This window comes from Gymnodinialimonas sp. 57CJ19 (assembly GCF_038396845.1).
Lineage (GTDB): Bacteria > Pseudomonadota > Alphaproteobacteria > Rhodobacterales > Rhodobacteraceae > Gymnodinialimonas.
Genome location: NZ_CP151587.1, coordinates 1,173,924 through 1,189,100, shown reverse-complemented (window position 1 = coordinate 1,189,100; position 15,177 = coordinate 1,173,924). Strand labels below are relative to the sequence as shown.

General features: G+C 60.2%; 13 protein-coding genes. 11 read left to right on the top strand and 2 right to left on the bottom strand.

Annotated elements, in window-relative coordinates; all coding sequences use genetic code 11:
- Positions 1-39 precede the first annotated feature (39 nt).
- Together fghA and AADW23_RS05945 are read left to right on the top strand one after the other, a co-directional pair.
- A complete protein-coding gene (fghA, locus tag AADW23_RS05950) occupies positions 40-879 on the top strand; it encodes an S-formylglutathione hydrolase (RefSeq protein WP_341863607.1) in 840 nt (279 codons plus the stop codon).
- Between the two features lie 18 nt (positions 880-897).
- Positions 898-1,395, top strand: coding sequence for a GreA/GreB family elongation factor (locus AADW23_RS05945; protein WP_341863606.1), 498 nt, complete (start codon positions 898-900; stop codon positions 1,393-1,395).
- A gap of 58 nt (positions 1,396-1,453) precedes the next feature.
- On the opposite strand, the gene AADW23_RS05940 is transcribed toward AADW23_RS05945, so the two are convergent.
- Positions 1,454-2,776 (bottom strand): aspartate aminotransferase family protein, encoded by a 1,323-nt coding sequence (locus tag AADW23_RS05940; protein WP_341863605.1) that lies wholly within the window; start codon positions 2,774-2,776, stop codon positions 1,454-1,456.
- A 4-nt stretch (positions 2,777-2,780) separates the two neighbouring features.
- Positions 2,781-5,186: an FAD-dependent oxidoreductase gene (locus tag AADW23_RS05935; RefSeq protein ID WP_341863604.1), complete on the bottom strand. Its 2,406-nt coding sequence runs from the start codon at positions 5,184-5,186 to the stop codon at positions 2,781-2,783.
- 111 nt (positions 5,187-5,297) lie between these two features.
- On the opposite strand from AADW23_RS05935, the gene AADW23_RS05930 reads away from it, so the two are divergent.
- The 9 genes from AADW23_RS05930 (at position 5,298) to AADW23_RS05890 (ending at position 14,923) form a co-directional block, all read left to right on the top strand.
- The gene (locus AADW23_RS05930) at positions 5,298-6,179 is read left to right on the top strand and encodes a MurR/RpiR family transcriptional regulator (protein WP_341863603.1); all 882 of its coding nucleotides are present in this window, start codon (positions 5,298-5,300) and stop codon (positions 6,177-6,179) included.
- A gap of 137 nt (positions 6,180-6,316) precedes the next feature.
- Entirely contained in the window at positions 6,317-7,291 is a 975-nt protein-coding gene (locus AADW23_RS05925; protein ID WP_341863602.1) for a TAXI family TRAP transporter solute-binding subunit, read from the top strand.
- A 95-nt stretch (positions 7,292-7,386) separates the two neighbouring features.
- On the top strand, positions 7,387-10,203 hold the full coding sequence (locus AADW23_RS05920; RefSeq protein WP_341863601.1) for a TRAP transporter permease: 2,817 nt from the start codon (positions 7,387-7,389) through the stop codon (positions 10,201-10,203).
- Positions 10,200-10,634: a universal stress protein gene (locus AADW23_RS05915; RefSeq protein WP_341863600.1), complete on the top strand. Its 435-nt coding sequence runs from the start codon at positions 10,200-10,202 to the stop codon at positions 10,632-10,634. Before AADW23_RS05920 ends, AADW23_RS05915 begins: the two co-directional genes overlap by 4 nt.
- Before the next feature lie 462 nt (positions 10,635-11,096).
- On the top strand, positions 11,097-12,344 hold the full coding sequence (locus AADW23_RS05910) for an integrase arm-type DNA-binding domain-containing protein (protein WP_341863599.1): 1,248 nt from the start codon (positions 11,097-11,099) through the stop codon (positions 12,342-12,344).
- A gap of 283 nt (positions 12,345-12,627) precedes the next feature.
- Positions 12,628-12,900 (top strand): AlpA family transcriptional regulator, encoded by a 273-nt coding sequence (locus AADW23_RS05905; RefSeq protein WP_341863598.1) that lies wholly within the window; start codon positions 12,628-12,630, stop codon positions 12,898-12,900.
- Positions 12,901-13,000: 100 nt separating this feature from the next.
- Entirely contained in the window at positions 13,001-13,297 is a 297-nt protein-coding gene (locus tag AADW23_RS05900) for a hypothetical protein (RefSeq protein WP_341863597.1), read from the top strand.
- 684 nt (positions 13,298-13,981) lie between these two features.
- Positions 13,982-14,509, top strand: a complete 528-nt coding sequence (locus tag AADW23_RS05895; RefSeq protein ID WP_341863596.1) for a hypothetical protein — start codon at positions 13,982-13,984, stop codon at positions 14,507-14,509.
- A gap of 141 nt (positions 14,510-14,650) precedes the next feature.
- Positions 14,651-14,923 (top strand): hypothetical protein, encoded by a 273-nt coding sequence (locus AADW23_RS05890; RefSeq protein WP_341863595.1) that lies wholly within the window; start codon positions 14,651-14,653, stop codon positions 14,921-14,923.
- The last annotated feature ends 254 nt before the right edge of the window (positions 14,924-15,177 follow it).

The window sequence follows — 15,177 nt, the reverse complement described above, 5'->3', positions numbered from 1 at the left end:
TTGTTGGCGCGACCGTCACTTCAATACAGCAGGTGTGACATGTCACTCGAAAACACGAGCGTTAACAAGAATTTCGGCGGCTGGACCAAGCACTACTCCCATCGTTCAACGACATTGAATTGCGACATGCGGTTCGCCATCTATTTGCCGCCGCAGACCGCGGATGGGCAAAAAGTACCGGTGATCTACTGGCTGTCCGGGCTGACCTGCACTGACGAGAACTTCATGCAGAAAGCCGGCGCACAACGGCTGGCCGCAGAACTGGGCGTTGCGATCGTCGCCCCGGACACCAGCCCACGGGGCGCGGATGTCGCCGATGATGACGGGTATGATCTGGGGCAAGGCGCGGGATTTTACGTCAACGCCACGCAGGCTCCGTGGAACCGCCACTACCAGATGTATGACTATGTCCTGAACGAACTGCCGCAACTGATCGAAGCGACATTCCCCGTAAGCGACAAGAAGTCGATCTTCGGCCATTCCATGGGCGGCCATGGCGCGCTGGTGTTGGCACTGAGAAACCCTGAGCAGTTCAAGTCGGTTTCTGCGTTCAGCCCGATTGGCAATCCGGTCGATTGTCCGTGGGGCCAAAAAGCTTTCACCGCGTACTTGGGTAAAGATACCGCCCCATGGGCCGATTACGATGCCAGCCTGCTAATGCGCAAAGCAACCAAGGTGGTGCCAGCACTGGTCGATCAGGGAGAGGCTGATGATTTTCTGGAAGAGCAATTGAAGCCTGAAACCCTGGAAGCGGCTGCAAGAGCCAGTGGCTATCCTTTGCAGCTAAACCGTCGCGAGGGCTATGATCACAGCTATTATTTCATCGCCAGCTTCGTTGACGACCACCTGCGGTTCCACGCGGAGCATCTGAACACCTGAAGCCCGGGGGAGGACTCCATGAGTAAGGCATTCACCAAAGAAGACGACGGCCCCGAGAATATTCGGCTCGACGATCTTCCACAAAGCCCGCACCCAAATCTGGTCACCCCGTCAGGGCTGGCCAATCTCAACGACCGTTTGGCCGCCGCGCGGGAGGACCTTGCTGAACTACGGAACCGGCCGGAGGCCATTGAAAACAATATGGCGATTGCAGTCGCCGAGCGCGACATTCGTTTCCTCGAAAGCCGTATCTCCAAAGCGATCCTGATAGACCCCAAAGACCACCCCGGCGATGTGGTCACGTTCGGTGCATCGGTTGACGTCGTCAATGAAGAGGACGAGCCGTTGACATACCGAATTGTGGGCGAGGATGAGGCAGATCCGACGCAAGGACTCATTGCGCCTTACTCACCACTGGGTGTCGCTTTGCTAGGTGCGGAAATTGGCAGCACGGTGGAATGGCAAAAACCAAGCGGCGTCGTTGAGCTTGAAATCACTGCCATACGGTTCGAATGAATAGACGGGCAGCCTCTCTCGGCGATGCCGCCTGACGCCAGTGGACCATGTTGATCGGTCAAGGGAAGACCGTTTCCGCTGCGCGCGCCAGTTTCTCAACGACTTCGTCCATTTGAGCCTCGCTCATGATGAAGGGAGGCGCCAGCAAGACGTGGTCGCCAACTTTCCCATCACGTGTGCCGGGCATCGGGTAGCAGGCGAGCCCTTGGGCCATGGCCGCTTTCTTCAGCTTTCCTGCGACGCCGTGGTGGGGCGCGAACGGGGTCTTGCTGGCGCGATCCGCAACGAATTCCAGCCCCCAGAACAGCCCACGCCCACGGATATCTCCGACATGGGGCATCTGCGCGAACCGCGCGCGCAGGCGGGCCTCGAAGGCCAAACCCTTTCGGCGGACCCCTGCGATCAAGTCGCGCTCCAACATTTCTTGTAACACAGCGCGCCCAGCGGCGGCGGCGATGGGGTGACCCAGATACGTGTGGCCGTGTTGGAAAAAGCCGGTGCCGTCGGACACGGCTTGATAGATTTGCTTGCTGCACAGCATCGCGCCGATCGGCTGGTAACCCGCGCCAAGACCCTTCGCGATGCAGAGGATATCGGGAGCGATGCCATCGGCCTCGCAGGCGAACAGATGTCCGGTGCGCCCCATGCCGCACATGACCTCATCCAGAATCAACAACACGCCGTGGCGATCACAAATCTCGCGGATGCGCTTGTAGTAGTCGCCAACCGCCGCAACCGCACCCAGGGTCGCGCCCACAACCGGCTCGGCGATGAATGCCATGACGGTCTCGGGGCCGAGCCGTTGGATCTCGTTCTCCAACTCCTGCGCAGAACGGGCGGCATAGGCATCCAGCGTCTCGCCCTCCGCGCGCTCGGCGTATTCATAGCACGGCGCGATGTGGTGGACGTCAATCAACAGCGGCGAGAATTGCTCCCGTCGCCATGCGTTCCCCCCCGCCGCCAAAGCCCCCAAGGTGTTACCGTGGTAGCTTTGCCGCCGCGCGATCAGGTGCCGCCGTTCAGGTTGGCCGTTTTCGACATGGTATTGTCGCGCCAGTTTGATCGCGGCCTCTACCGCTTCTGACCCGCCAGAGACGAAGTAGACGCGATCCAGATCGCCCGGCGCATGTTCGATCAGGATATCGGCCAGTTCCTCGGCCGGGTCGGTGGTGAAAAAGCTGGTGTGGGCATAAGCCAGCGCGTCGACCTGATCCTTGATCGCCTGCCTCACCCGTTCGTTGGAATGGCCAAGGCACGAGACAGCCGCGCCCCCCGATCCGTCAAAGTAGCGGTTGCCCTGAGCGTCGATCAGGTAGCAGCCGTCACCGGCAACGGCGGTGGGCAGCTCGGCATGGCAATGGCGGGGGAATACATGGGACATGGGGTCAGCTTTCTGGGGTCAGAGGTTTCATCCAAAGGCCGTTTGGATCACAGATCGGGCCAAGGACCACTTTGGCATCGAAGCGCGTGCCTGCAATGTCGAGTGTGACTTGAGTGTCCTGCGCAACGGGTGTGTGAACATGGCCCAGGGCAATTGGCCGCCCGGCGCGATGCCCGAAGGCGGCAGAACTGGTTTCCCCGATGATCGCCCCGCCATGATAGATTGGCTCATGCCCCAACGGATTGGCTGCTGTGTCGTCCAGCGCCAGCGAAATGACGTGGTTGCATTCGCTTCGGGCACGCGCCTGTGCGAGGGCTTCGGCCCCCTTGAACCCGCCGGTCTTGCGCACCGCGAAATCGAGGCCCGTGGTGATCGGTGTCACGTCGCCATCCAACTCATGGCCCATGGCGCAGAAGCCTTTCTCGATCCGCATGGAGGTTTGGGCGAAGAGGCCCGCAGGCACGGCCCCGGCGGCGGTCAACGCGGCATAGATCGGGGCCGCGTTCTCGGCCTTGCAGGTGATCTCCCACCCCGCCTCTCCGACGTAAGACATCCGCGCGGCGCGGACGTGTTTTCCGGCGATATAGGCGGCGGCTTGTTTGAAGTAACCGATGTCGTTCAGTTCAGGCGCGGCCGTTTCTTTCGCGATACGAGCAGCGTCAGGCCCCATGAGGCCGAGGACCGCGTAGGTTTCTGTCGTGTCCGTCAGCGTTACATCGAACCCATCGGCGTGACGACGCAGCCATGCAAGATCGCGCTTGATCGCGTTGGTGCCCACGAACAGGCGGTAAAGCGTGTCGCTGATGCGCTGCGCGGTCAAATCGGACTCGAACGTGCCGCGCTCATTCAGCATCGCCGTGTAGATGACCGAGCCCGGTTTCCGCGCCATGTAGCCCGCACAGACATGCAGCAGGAACGCCTCGGCGTCGGGGCCTTCCACGTCGATCTTGCCAAAGGGCGAGACATCGAAAATGGCGGCCTTCGTGTGGGCCGCGTGGACCTCTGCTGCGACGTTGTCGTGCCAATCCGGTCGCCCGAACGTCATACGCGGCTCAGCTACCTTGCCGAAATAAAGCGGGCGTTCCCAGCCGTAGACTTGCCCCATATGGGCGTTGGCGGCGCGGTATTCCGCGTCCAAAGGCAACAAACGCAGATCGCGTGCCGTTCTCAGCTGTTTGCCGGGATAGGCGATATCGTAATGCGTCCCCAATATCTCGGGCGCGCGGGCCATGAGGTGCTCGATCGAGTTGAACACAGGCGCGAACCGCTTGGCGTCCGCCTCTCCCAGGTCGTAGGCTGTGGCCCCATGCACAATAGCATGGGCGAGGTTCATCCCCGCGCCGCCGCCTGATGCAATCCCGACAGAGTTCATTCCGGTGCCCAAGAACAGGCCCTTGGTTTCCGCAGTCTCGCCCAACATGAACGCGCCATCGGGAGTGAAAGATTCCGGCCCGTTCAGCAGCATCTTCACCTCTGCCGTCTCCAGCGCGGGCAGGCGGTGGAGCGCGTTCATCATCATCGGCTCGAAGTGATCCCAATCCTCCCCCAGCAGACCGAATTCAAAATTTTCATCCAGCACGCCGGGTTTGATCGCTTTGCCCATCGGTTCAAAGCAACCCACCAGCAGGCCGCCGCTGTCATCGCGGATATACAGGTGGCTGTCGTGGTCCGATAGCGTAGCCATGTTGCCAAAGATCCCCTCAATCGGCTTGGTCAGCAGGTAGAAATGCTCACACGGCCATAGCGGCACGTCGGCGCCCGCCATGGCGCCCAATTCGCGCGACCAAAGCCCACCGCATAGCGCGATGGCGTCGCAGGCCACCGTGCCTTGAGTGGTTTCCACGCCGCGCACCTGGCCATTTTCAGTGAGAATTCCGGTGACGCCCGTGTCTTCAAAAATCTTTGCGCCCAAGCCCTTCGCCGCTTTCACCAGCGCCGCGCAGACATCCGACGGGCTGACCCGGCCATCATCCGGGGACCAGACTGCGCCCAGGACATCTTCCCCGTTCATCAGGGGCCAGCGTTCTTGTGCTTCACCGGGCGAGATTTCCGTCACGTCGATTCCGAACGCCTTGGCCAACGCGCCTTGGCGGCGCACATGGGTCAGGCGGTCTTCGGACGTGGCGATGGACAGCGAGCCTTCCTGTATCCAACCCACCGATTGCCCCGTCTCCTGTTCCAGCTGCGCGTAGAGGTCGACGGAATACTGGATCATCCGCGTCAGGTTGCGCGAGTGGCGCAAGGCGCGGACTTGCGCCGCCGAGTGCCACGTGGTGCCGGAGGTCAGCTTGTTGCGCTCCAGCAGAATCGCGTCAGACACGCCCATCTTGGCCAGATGGTAGAGCGTCGAGGTGCCCATGATGCCGCCGCCGATCACGACGACAGAGGCATGTGGGGGGAGGGGCGTCATGGCAGGTCATCCAGATGAGGTGAAATGCAAATAGCCTGACGTCAAATTACACAATGCGTCAATCATCGAGGAGTGATAACGTTTGTTATCAAAATATGAGGCGATGATTCCATGGACCCGACGCTGAAAAGCCGTTTGCTTTCAGAGATCAAGCAGCAAGCGCCTACTCTTTCCCCGCGCTTGCGGCTGGCGGCGAAGTATGTGGCGGATCATCAGGCGGACTTCGGCCTCGACCCGATCCGCGAGACGGCGCGCAAGGCTGGCGTCAGCACGTTCACGATGGTGCGGCTGGCAAAGTTGTTGGGGTTTGACCGCTTCGATGATCTGCGTGAGCCGTTCCGCCATGCGCTGGTGAGCACCACCGATCATGCCGAGGCGCAGGATTGGCTGGAGCGTTGGCGCGAAGCTGAAAGCCCGACACCGGCAGAGGCGGCGGCCAATTCCATGGCCGTGGTGGACCGCTCGTTGCAGCGTCAGAACCCCGAGAAGTTGCAGGAAGCCGTCCGCATGCTGCTGGAGGCGGACACCGTTTACCTGACGGCGATGCGGGCCTCTTACGGGCTTGCGTATCACTTCCATTATGTGGCGCGCATGGCTTTGCAGTCGATGGAACTGGTGCCGCGCCACATGTCCACGGCCATTGACGAGTTGAATGATGCGGGGCCGGGCGACGTGCTCATGGCGATTACCTTCACGCCCTATTCGCGCGAAACCATCGAAGCGGCGGCCTTTGCCAAGACCAAGGGCGCCAGGCTGATCATGATCACCGACAGTGAAATCATGGCGCCAGGGCTGGAGCCGGATCTGACTCTGCTGGTCTCGACTCTGTCGACGCATCATTTCGCCTGCACCTCTGGTGCCATGGCACTGATGGAGACGCTCCTGGCGATGGTCTTTACCGACGGCGGCCCAGACGTGCGCGAACGAATCACCGCCTACGAGGATTTGCGCACGGCACACAGCGCGTATTGGAGCAACCCGAAAAAACAATAGTTTTTGCGTGACACTTACTGAAAGTTGAGACCAACTTGTTACTATCGCCTCGGCAACGGGGCCGACACGGGTACTGCCCCAACGCTGGGGTCAAGACGGGCGCAGGCCCGCACGAAATTCAACTAAGGAGAGAAAGCATGACAATCCATAAGGCTTTGTTTGGCGCGACCACCGCAGCAACGCTGCTGTTGGCAGGTGCCGCAACGGCGCAGGATCAACAGTTCATCACCATCGGCACCGGCGGCGTGACCGGCGTGTACTATCCAACCGGTGGCGCAATCTGCCGCCTGGTCAACGCAGGCCGAGCCGACCACGGGCTGCGCTGCTCGGTCGAATCGACCGGTGGTTCCGTCTACAACACCCGCACCATCCGCGAGGGCGAGTTGGACTTCGGCGTGGTACAATCCGACGTGCAGGCCGCCGCACTGGCGGGCGAAGGCGCATTCGTGGACGACGGCGCCTATCCTGAGCTGCGCGCGCTGTTCTCGATCCACCCCGAGCCGCTGCACGTGATGGCACGCGCCGACGCGGGTATCGCTACACCGGCTGACTTCCCCGGCAACCGCGTGAACATCGCAAACCCCGGCTCTGGCACCCGCGTGTTGGCCGAGACGTTGATGCAGTACTACGACATCTCCGTCGATGACTTGTCGCTGGCGGCTGAAATGTCTTCGGCCGAGCAATCCTCGGCGCTGTGCGATGGCAACATCGATGCGACGATCTGGGCCGCGGGCCTGCCCAACGGCTCCTCTCAGGAAGCAACATCGACTTGTGACGTTGTGATCTTGCCGCTTGCAGGGCCCGAGATTGACGCGCTGCTGGCCGACAACTCGGCCTATGCCGCTGCAACGATCCCCGGTGGCATGTACTCCGGCAACCCCGATGACATCCCATCCTGGGGCCCACGCGCCACGTTCGTGACCGCCGCCGACACCCCTGATGAGGTGGTCTATGCCGTTGTCAGCGCCGTTTTCGAGAACTTCGAGAACTTCCAGCGCCTGCACCCGGCTTTCACCAACCTGACCCCTGAAGAAATGATCTCTTCCGGGATCACGGCTGATCTGCACCCCGGTGCCGCGCAGTACTACCGTGAGCAGGGCTGGGTCGAGTAACCCAACTTAACGACCAAGGCCGCCCGAGAGCATGATCTCGGGCGGTTTTTGCGTTTTCAGGACGCAGATCGAGGGACACCACCGGGGGACACGGCATGAGCGACACACACACAACGACAGCGGGCGAGGATTTCATCGCCGAAGCCGATACCGGCGCCCGCGCACCTAGCGGTGGTTTCAACCGGTCCGTCCTGTGGACCATCCCGCTGGTCTGGTCGCTGTTCCAGCTTTGGATCGCCTCCCCGATCCCTTATTCCATTGGCATTGGCGTGGTGAACAACGCCGAGGCACGCTCCATCCACCTGGCCTTCGCGGTCTTCCTGGCCTTCGCCGCGTTCCCCGGCCTGAAACCTGGCGGCGGAGCGAACCGGTCCTTCGTCGTGCTGATCGGTAGTTTCGTGACAGCCTACCTCTGCGTGTTGGTCGGCTGGCTGGTGGCGCAATCCTACGTCAACGGGGTCGTAGACCCGCTGGAACTACTGGAGACGCAAGGCAGCTGGACCACGCTACTGTTGCCGTCGTTCCTGCATGTCATCGGCGTGCTGGCCCTGACCGCCGCCCTTTATCCCTTTGTCAGCTATACGCCGCGCGATGGCATCCCGATCCTGACCTGGGTCATCGGCCTGATCGCGGCCTTTACCTCGGGCTATCTGTTTCTGGCCTGGGATGGCCTTGCAGCACGATCCGGCGCGCCCTCCAGCCTTGATATAACCGTGGCCGTCGTAGGTGTGGCCCTGCTGATGGAGGCGGCGCGGCGGTCCCTTGGATTCCCGCTGATGGCCGTGGCCGGCGTGTTCCTGCTGTATGTCTTCTTTGGCTCCAGCGAGTGGCTGCCCGACGTGATCCGCTGGCGCGGCGCCTCCATCGAGCGCGCGATGAGCCACATGTGGTTGACCACCGAGGGCGTCTTCGGCGTGGCCCTTGGCGTGTCGTCGGGCTTCGTCTTCCTCTTCGTGCTGTTCGGCGCACTGCTGAACCAGGCGGGCGCGGGCAACTATTTCCTGTCCCTCGCCTTCGCTACCTTGGGCCACCTGCGCGGCGGCCCGGCCAAAGCGGCGGTGATCGCATCTGCGGCGACCGGCCTGATCTCTGGTTCTTCAATCGCCAACGTGGTGACCACGGGCACGTTCACCATTCCGCTGATGAAACGCGTGGGCTTCTCGCCGTCCAAGGCGGGCGCGGTCGAAGTCTCTAGTTCCATCAACGGTGTTCTAACGCCGCCCGTGATGGGCGCGGTGGCCTTCCTGATGACGGAATATGTCGGAATTTCTTACGTGGAGGTGGTAAAAGCCGCCATCGTGCCAGCCGCGATTTCCTACGTGGCGCTGGTCTACATCGTCCACCTTGAGGCCCTGAAGATGGGTATGAAGGGCACCAGCCGGATGAACCCTATCAAGTTCATCCTTGGCGCGATCCTGATCATCTGCGTCGGCATCGTGATTGCGGGCGGCATCCTCTATGCCGCCGGACTTTTGGTCGGCCTGCTTTATTCCACCCTCGGCAGCGTCGCGCTTCCTGTCATAATCGTGGGCTTCCTCGTCGGCTACGTTGCTTGCGTGCGCTATGCAGCGGCAGGCCCGGACCTGGAGTTGTCCGTGGACAGCATGCAGAACCTGCCCCCCACCCGCGAAATCTTCAAATCCGGCGTCTACTACCTGCTGCCGATCCTGCTGCTGATGTACCTGCTGATGGTCGAGCGGAAATCGCCCGGTTTCTCGGCCTTCTGGTCGGCCTGCTTCATGCTGCTGACGCTGCTGACGCAAAAACCCCTGAAGGCCTATTTCCGGGGCGAGGGGCATTTGCAGGCGCGTCTGGTCGAGGGCTTCTGGGAAGTTACCGAGGGCCTGATCTCGGGCGCGCGCAACATGATCGGCCTGGCCTGCGCCATGGCCGTTGCGGGCATCATCGTGGGCTCGGTCACGCTGACCGGTGTGGGCCAGGTCATGGCGGAATTCGTGGAGTTCCTGTCGGGTGGCAACCTGATGGCGATGCTGTTCTTCGTGGCCGTGATCTCCATCATCCTCGGCATGGGGCTGCCCACGACGGCGAACTATATCGTGGTGTCGTCGCTGATGGCCTCGGTCGTGGTGGAGTTGGGCGCGCAGAACGGCCTGATCGTGCCGCTGATCGCGGTTCACATGTTCGTCTTCTACTTCGGGATCATGGCCGATGTGACACCGCCCGTGGGCCTTGCCAGTTTCGCGGCGGCGGCGATTTCCGGGGGCGATCCGCTGAAAACCGGATTTCAGGCGTTCTTCTATTCGATCCGCACGGCGCTGTTGCCGTTCCTGTTCATCTTCAACACCGATTTGCTGTTGCTGGATGTGACATGGGTGCAGGCGATATTCGTCTTCGTTGTGGCGCTGATAGCCATGCTCGTCTTCGCGGCGGGCACCATGGGCTTTTTCCTCGTGCGCTCGAAAGTTTGGGAATCAGTGGTGCTGGTGCTGGTGGCGCTGACGCTGTTCCGGCCCGGCTTCTGGCTCGACCAGATACAAGACCCGTACCTGCAACTTGCCCCGACCGAGATCTTCGCGCTAGCGGAAGAGGCTCCGCCGGGCGGAGAGCTTCGAGTCGGTCTGGAAGGGATGACGCTGGACGGCGATTTCGTCTCCTCCACCTACTTGCTGCCCTTGGGCGATGCGGGGCCGGACGGGGCCGCGCGGTTATCTCAGGCGGCGGGGCTTGATCTGGTGGAGCAGGATGGCACCGTCGTGGTCAGCTCGTTGATGTTTGGCGGCGTTGGTGAGCAGTTGGGCATCGACTTCGACTGGACCGTCACCACGCTGGAGGTCGAGAATGAGCGGATGCCGAAAGAGATTTTCTTCATCCCCGCCCTGCTGCTTCTGGGCATGATCGCCCTGATCCAAAGGGGCCGTATGCCCCGCGAAGAAGAGGAGGTAACAGCATGAGCGCGCTTGTCCTTGCGGCCCTTGATCTGGCCCACCCCGAACACCACGCGCCCATCCTCCTGAAGGCGGCCCAGATGGCAAAGGCCGAAGGGGCCGGAATTGCTGCCATCACCGTGATTCCCGACTTCGGGATGAGCATTGTCGGCTCTTTCTTTGAGGACGGCGCCGAGCAAAAGGCCCTGAATGCGGCGGGCGTCAGCTTGCACGCCGTGACACAAGAGGTGCTGGGAAAAGAGCTTAGCGCCGACGTCCGCCACATTGTTCGTCACGGCACAGCGTACGAGCAAATCCTTGATGCCGCAGCCAAGCATGGTGTCACGTTGATCATAATGGCCGCGCATCGGCCAAATTTCCAAGACTACCTGATCGGCCCCAACGCCGCCCGGGTCGTCCGCCACTCCAAATGCTCAGTGCTGGTACTACGCGACTGACCAACTGCCGCCCCTTGGTGCACTGCTCGGTATCGCAACGCGTGCGGGATCCCCGCTTCAGGGCTCCGTTAAAAACACTTCGCCGCCATGCGTGTGACTTTCGGCAATAGCTGTAGGGCCTAAGGACAAATCGACGGCCCCCCTGCGCATCAGGCGTCCGATTGAAGTGTCGCCATGTTGCGAGAGAATGATTCCGACGGGATGCACTGAAATCAGCATCAACAGATCGCAAAGTCAGTAATTTCTGAAAGTGTTCATCAAGGATGTGGGGACGCTTTCGGCCACAAGCCAAAATAATGCTAACCAACAAAATTTCAGGAGATCTAAGTGGCGGACTGGGGAACCGCCAAACCGCGTTCCAGACACTTCCGAAACAGTATAAAACTTAGATGCTTATCAGATAACTACGCCTTGCAACGTCCAACGCCGTCCCCCATATTCCTATAAAGAATGGGGGGTAAAATGGCGGACAATCAGAACAATACCATTACGCGCGAGGCACGCCGCAAGAGCGGGCAACACCCTGAGAAAGCCCTATCCGCCGCCTTCGTCCGGTCCGCCAAGGAACCCGGCAAATATTTCGACGGTCACGGGCTTTTCCTTAAGGTAGACGCCAGCGGCGCAAAGCGTTGGGTCCAGCGGATCAACGTTCGCGGCAAGCGCCGGGAAATCGGCATTGGCTCGACTTCCCTTGTTTCTCTGCAAGAGGCGCGTGAAACAGCCCTAGAGAACCGCAAGCAAGCTCGTGCGGGGGGCGACCCCCTTCAAGCCAAGAGACAGGCTCAGGCCGTCCTGACGTTTGAAGAAGCCGCGCGAAAGGTCCATGAACTCCACCGCCCGTCATGGCGCAACGCAAAACACGCGGCACAGTTCCTATCCACACTCGAAACCTACGCCTTCCCCACCATCGGGCGCTTGCGCGTGTCAGAGGTCTCTACGGCGGACGTGCTGGGCGTGCTGACACCGATCTGGCATACCAAACCCGAAACGGCGAAGCGGGTACGTCAGCGCATCGGCACAGTGATGAAATGGACCGTTGCCCAAGGCTGGCGACAGGATAACCCGGCCCAAGCGATTGCGTCCGCCCTGCCCCGTCAGGAGAAAGCACAGAACCCTCGCAAGGCGTTGCCCTATGTTGACCTGCCCGCCTTCCTTACAGACCTACACGGAAGCGAAGCTAACCCGCTCACCAAGCTGGCCTTGGAACTGATTATCCTTACTGCTTGCCGATCTGGCGAGGCTCGATTGGCCCAATGGGATGAAATCGACCTAGGCGCGGCTGAATGGACCATCCCGGCGGAACGCATGAAGGCGAAGCGGATCCACCGCGTTCCTCTGTCTACCCGCGCAGTAGAGGTATTGAAGAATGCCAAGGCCGAGGGAGAACGCATCGGCGATGAAAGCGGCCTAGTGTTCCCCGGTACAAAACGCGGCAAGCCTTTGTCCGACATGACGCTGACAAAGCTGGTAAAGGCGCTGGGCTATGACGTTCACGTTCACGGCTTCCGCACGTCGTTCCGCACATGGGCGCAAGAGCGCACCAACTACCCGCGCGAGGTGGCCGAAGCCGCCTTGGCCCATGTGAACGCTGACAAAGTAGAAGCCGCCTATGCGCGGTCTGATCTATTTGAGAAGCGAAGGCAGATGATGGACAGGTGGGCCGCGTCACAATCAATAGGAATGGGCGTCGTGGTGCGCCTTGATTCATGATTCATTCGACTTCAGAGTTTTTGTCGGCGACTGCAACCCGACCGCGACGCATTTCGAGATTTGCAGAAATTCCGCAAACACAGCGCCACGCCGCTAGAATCCATGCGGGAAAGGCACTGACCCGGCGAACATTCTATTTTTCAAGGAAAATATCCGTGTGGATTATCCAATAAAGTGATTGACCCACTCGGGGCCGCTTACGGTATACCTAGAGCATCCGAATTGTTCGCGAAATGTTCGGTGCCTCCCGACGCCGTGCAAGGCATCAGGAGGCGAGTCGGAAATGACTTGGATGGTACATTTTCCGACTCCTGTCTCGCAAACCATTGGGCGTAGCGCAAACGATTTCTGCGCGGCCCTTCAGAGCAGGAGCATCCATATGGAGCGCCATTTAAGACGACAGGCCGTCGAAGAAATCACCGGGCTTTCCCGGTCCACCCTCTATGCCATGATTTCAGAGGGAAGTTTTCCGAGGCCAGTGAAGCTAGGCAAGAGAGCCGTCGGTTGGCCTGAATCAAGCATTCAGACTTGGCTTTCTCAGCGCGAAACCGCCTGAGAACCGCCCACACTCACCACCATATGAGCGCGGGCGGGACATAGCTTTCCTGGACACGGAATAAATACCCCCTCCGCGCGAGAATTGAAAGGAACGGCTTTTGGCTGATTTTCAAGTCATGCGCATTCGCCCCCACAACGGCGCCCCCTTCACCATCAACGCTAAAGGGCGCGACCTTTGGGCGCTCGAACAACTGGCAAAAGCAAGCCAATCGGGCGTCACACCTAGAGAAGAACCCACTGGGCCACGCTGGGCGGCCTACGTCCACAAGTTACGAGGGCTGGGCGTCCCCATCGAAACCCGGCACGAACCCCACGGCGGCGAATTTCCCGGCACCCACGGCAGGTACATCTTACACGCCACCATTGAGCGGTTGAGTGCCGAGGTGGCACAATGATGGCCCAACGCATCGCCCGCCTTCGCCGCCTACATGGCTTGACCGACGCACAAGCCAAAGCGCTTGCCGTGCTTGTTTGGGGCCAGTGACATGACAGCCCTTCGAGAGCAACATCTAACAGATGATTTCCGCAATGAACTTGCCCGCCTTGTGCGGGCGGGTTTCCCACTCCTGCCGTTAGGAGGCGGGGCCGACGGCAAGGCCCCTCTCTTACGGTCATGGGCTGGCCCTACACTCACTCTAAGCCGCGTACTGGCCCCGCTTCATCGCACGGGTTCGCAGGTCTATGGCGTGCGGCTGGATGACTTGACCGTAATCGACTGCGATGATGATAGCGCCGAATTGGTCGCGGCTATGGAAGCGCGCTTTGGAGCATCCCCGGTGCATGTAAAGACGCCACGTGGGCGGCACCTATATTACCGCGCTAGTGGTACGGCTCCAAACCTTCGCGGCGAAAGCTATCCCGTTGATATCAAAACAGGAGCGCGAGCCTATGTCGTCGGACCACTTTCGCTGCGCCCAGACGGAGGCCATTACGCCCCAGCCAAAGGTTTACTTGGGACAGACGCCCTGCCCCTGATACGCGACTTTGAGAGGGCACAAGGCGCACAAGTGGAACAAAGGCCGTCAGAGTTCATCCCAATCGGTCAGAGACACGCGCGGCTTGTCACGGAGGCAATCAGAATGGTCGAATACGTGGACAGTGAAGGGGAACTTGTTGGGAATTTGCAAGGGGTGCGGGACGACCTTTGCGCCGACGCCGCCACAATGCCCGACAGTGAATTGGGGGCCATCGCCAAATGGGCTTGGGAGTGCCGTCTAAATAATCGCGTCTACCGAGGCCGTGACAGTGCTTTTCCTGTATGCAGGAAAGCGTTGGATGCCCTGCGCAACTGCGACAACGAAAGTGACGCTATCGCGCTCTTTGTGCTGTTGTCCGATATGCATGGTCATTCCCCGGGCAAACGGTTCGCTCTGGATTTTAAGGCAATGCGGTCATCAGGGCTAACCCGGCTTTCTATCCCCCGTTTACGTGCTGCACGCCGTGCCCTAGAGGCAGTTGGCCTATTGGCTGTCGCGGGCAATCACTTCGCGGGGGCGGTGCATCGTACCTATACGCTTACCCGATTGCGATTGCCCTCTGGCGACCCTGCCAGCGTAGCGCAGATGCCCAGCCGAAACGGAAAAGGCAAGGAAGGGGGGAGGGTCTAAGATTATATATGTTGAGCGATATCGGACCTACAAATTACACGCGTACGGCGGGCGGCATTATGCGTCTCGAACCCTATTAAATTGATGGGATGCATTATATGCAGGTGCCAGAATGCCGTTAAGCACAGATTAGGAATGAGAATGTTGTTCACATGGTTGGGGAAGGCCATCGCCCTGCTTTGCCTCTTGTACGGATTGTTCGATCTGCTTTGGACTCTAACAGGGCAATATGGCCCGGCCATTTCCCATTTGGCAGACCTAGACCTTGGCCCTGGCGAGGTGGCACAGGCGTTGAACGAAGTAGGCATGTTTGAGGACGTTGGCGACGCGTTTAGACTAATTGCATTCGGTGTCGCGCTCGGTGTTTTGACAGAAATCAGCCAGTCGCTAGTTGTGAGAACGACCAATAACTGAAATTTGCCGACCGACCGCACACGCATAGAGGTTTCGATAACCGGCGGCGAACTAGTAGCGGCGCGCAAAGTGCGCGATCTATCACGCCGCAATTTGGCGGTGAGATGCGGACTCCTTCCCGACACCATCCGCTATTGGAAGGGAAAGCCGGAGCGCACAGGCTGGTCATAGGTCGCAGCACAATCCTAGCTTTTTATGTTCAATCTGACGGTACAGAAAAATAGTTACCCGCCACGGTCCATCATCGGGTGGCG

Coding starts and splice junctions, on each gene's coding strand:
- fghA (WP_341863607.1), top strand. CDS start 40: ATGTCACTCGAAAACACGAGCGTTAACAAGAATTTCGGCGGCTGGACC.
- AADW23_RS05945 (WP_341863606.1), top strand. CDS start 898: ATGAGTAAGGCATTCACCAAAGAAGACGACGGCCCCGAGAATATTCGG.
- AADW23_RS05940 (WP_341863605.1), bottom strand. CDS start 2,776: ATGTCCCATGTATTCCCCCGCCATTGCCATGCCGAGCTGCCCACCGCC.
- AADW23_RS05935 (WP_341863604.1), bottom strand. CDS start 5,186: ATGACGCCCCTCCCCCCACATGCCTCTGTCGTCGTGATCGGCGGCGGC.
- AADW23_RS05930 (WP_341863603.1), top strand. CDS start 5,298: ATGGACCCGACGCTGAAAAGCCGTTTGCTTTCAGAGATCAAGCAGCAA.
- AADW23_RS05925 (WP_341863602.1), top strand. CDS start 6,317: ATGACAATCCATAAGGCTTTGTTTGGCGCGACCACCGCAGCAACGCTG.
- AADW23_RS05920 (WP_341863601.1), top strand. CDS start 7,387: ATGAGCGACACACACACAACGACAGCGGGCGAGGATTTCATCGCCGAA.
- AADW23_RS05915 (WP_341863600.1), top strand. CDS start 10,200: ATGAGCGCGCTTGTCCTTGCGGCCCTTGATCTGGCCCACCCCGAACAC.
- AADW23_RS05910 (WP_341863599.1), top strand. CDS start 11,097: ATGGCGGACAATCAGAACAATACCATTACGCGCGAGGCACGCCGCAAG.
- AADW23_RS05905 (WP_341863598.1), top strand. CDS start 12,628: ATGACTTGGATGGTACATTTTCCGACTCCTGTCTCGCAAACCATTGGG.
- AADW23_RS05895 (WP_341863596.1), top strand. CDS start 13,982: ATGGTCGAATACGTGGACAGTGAAGGGGAACTTGTTGGGAATTTGCAA.
- AADW23_RS05890 (WP_341863595.1), top strand. CDS start 14,651: ATGTTGTTCACATGGTTGGGGAAGGCCATCGCCCTGCTTTGCCTCTTG.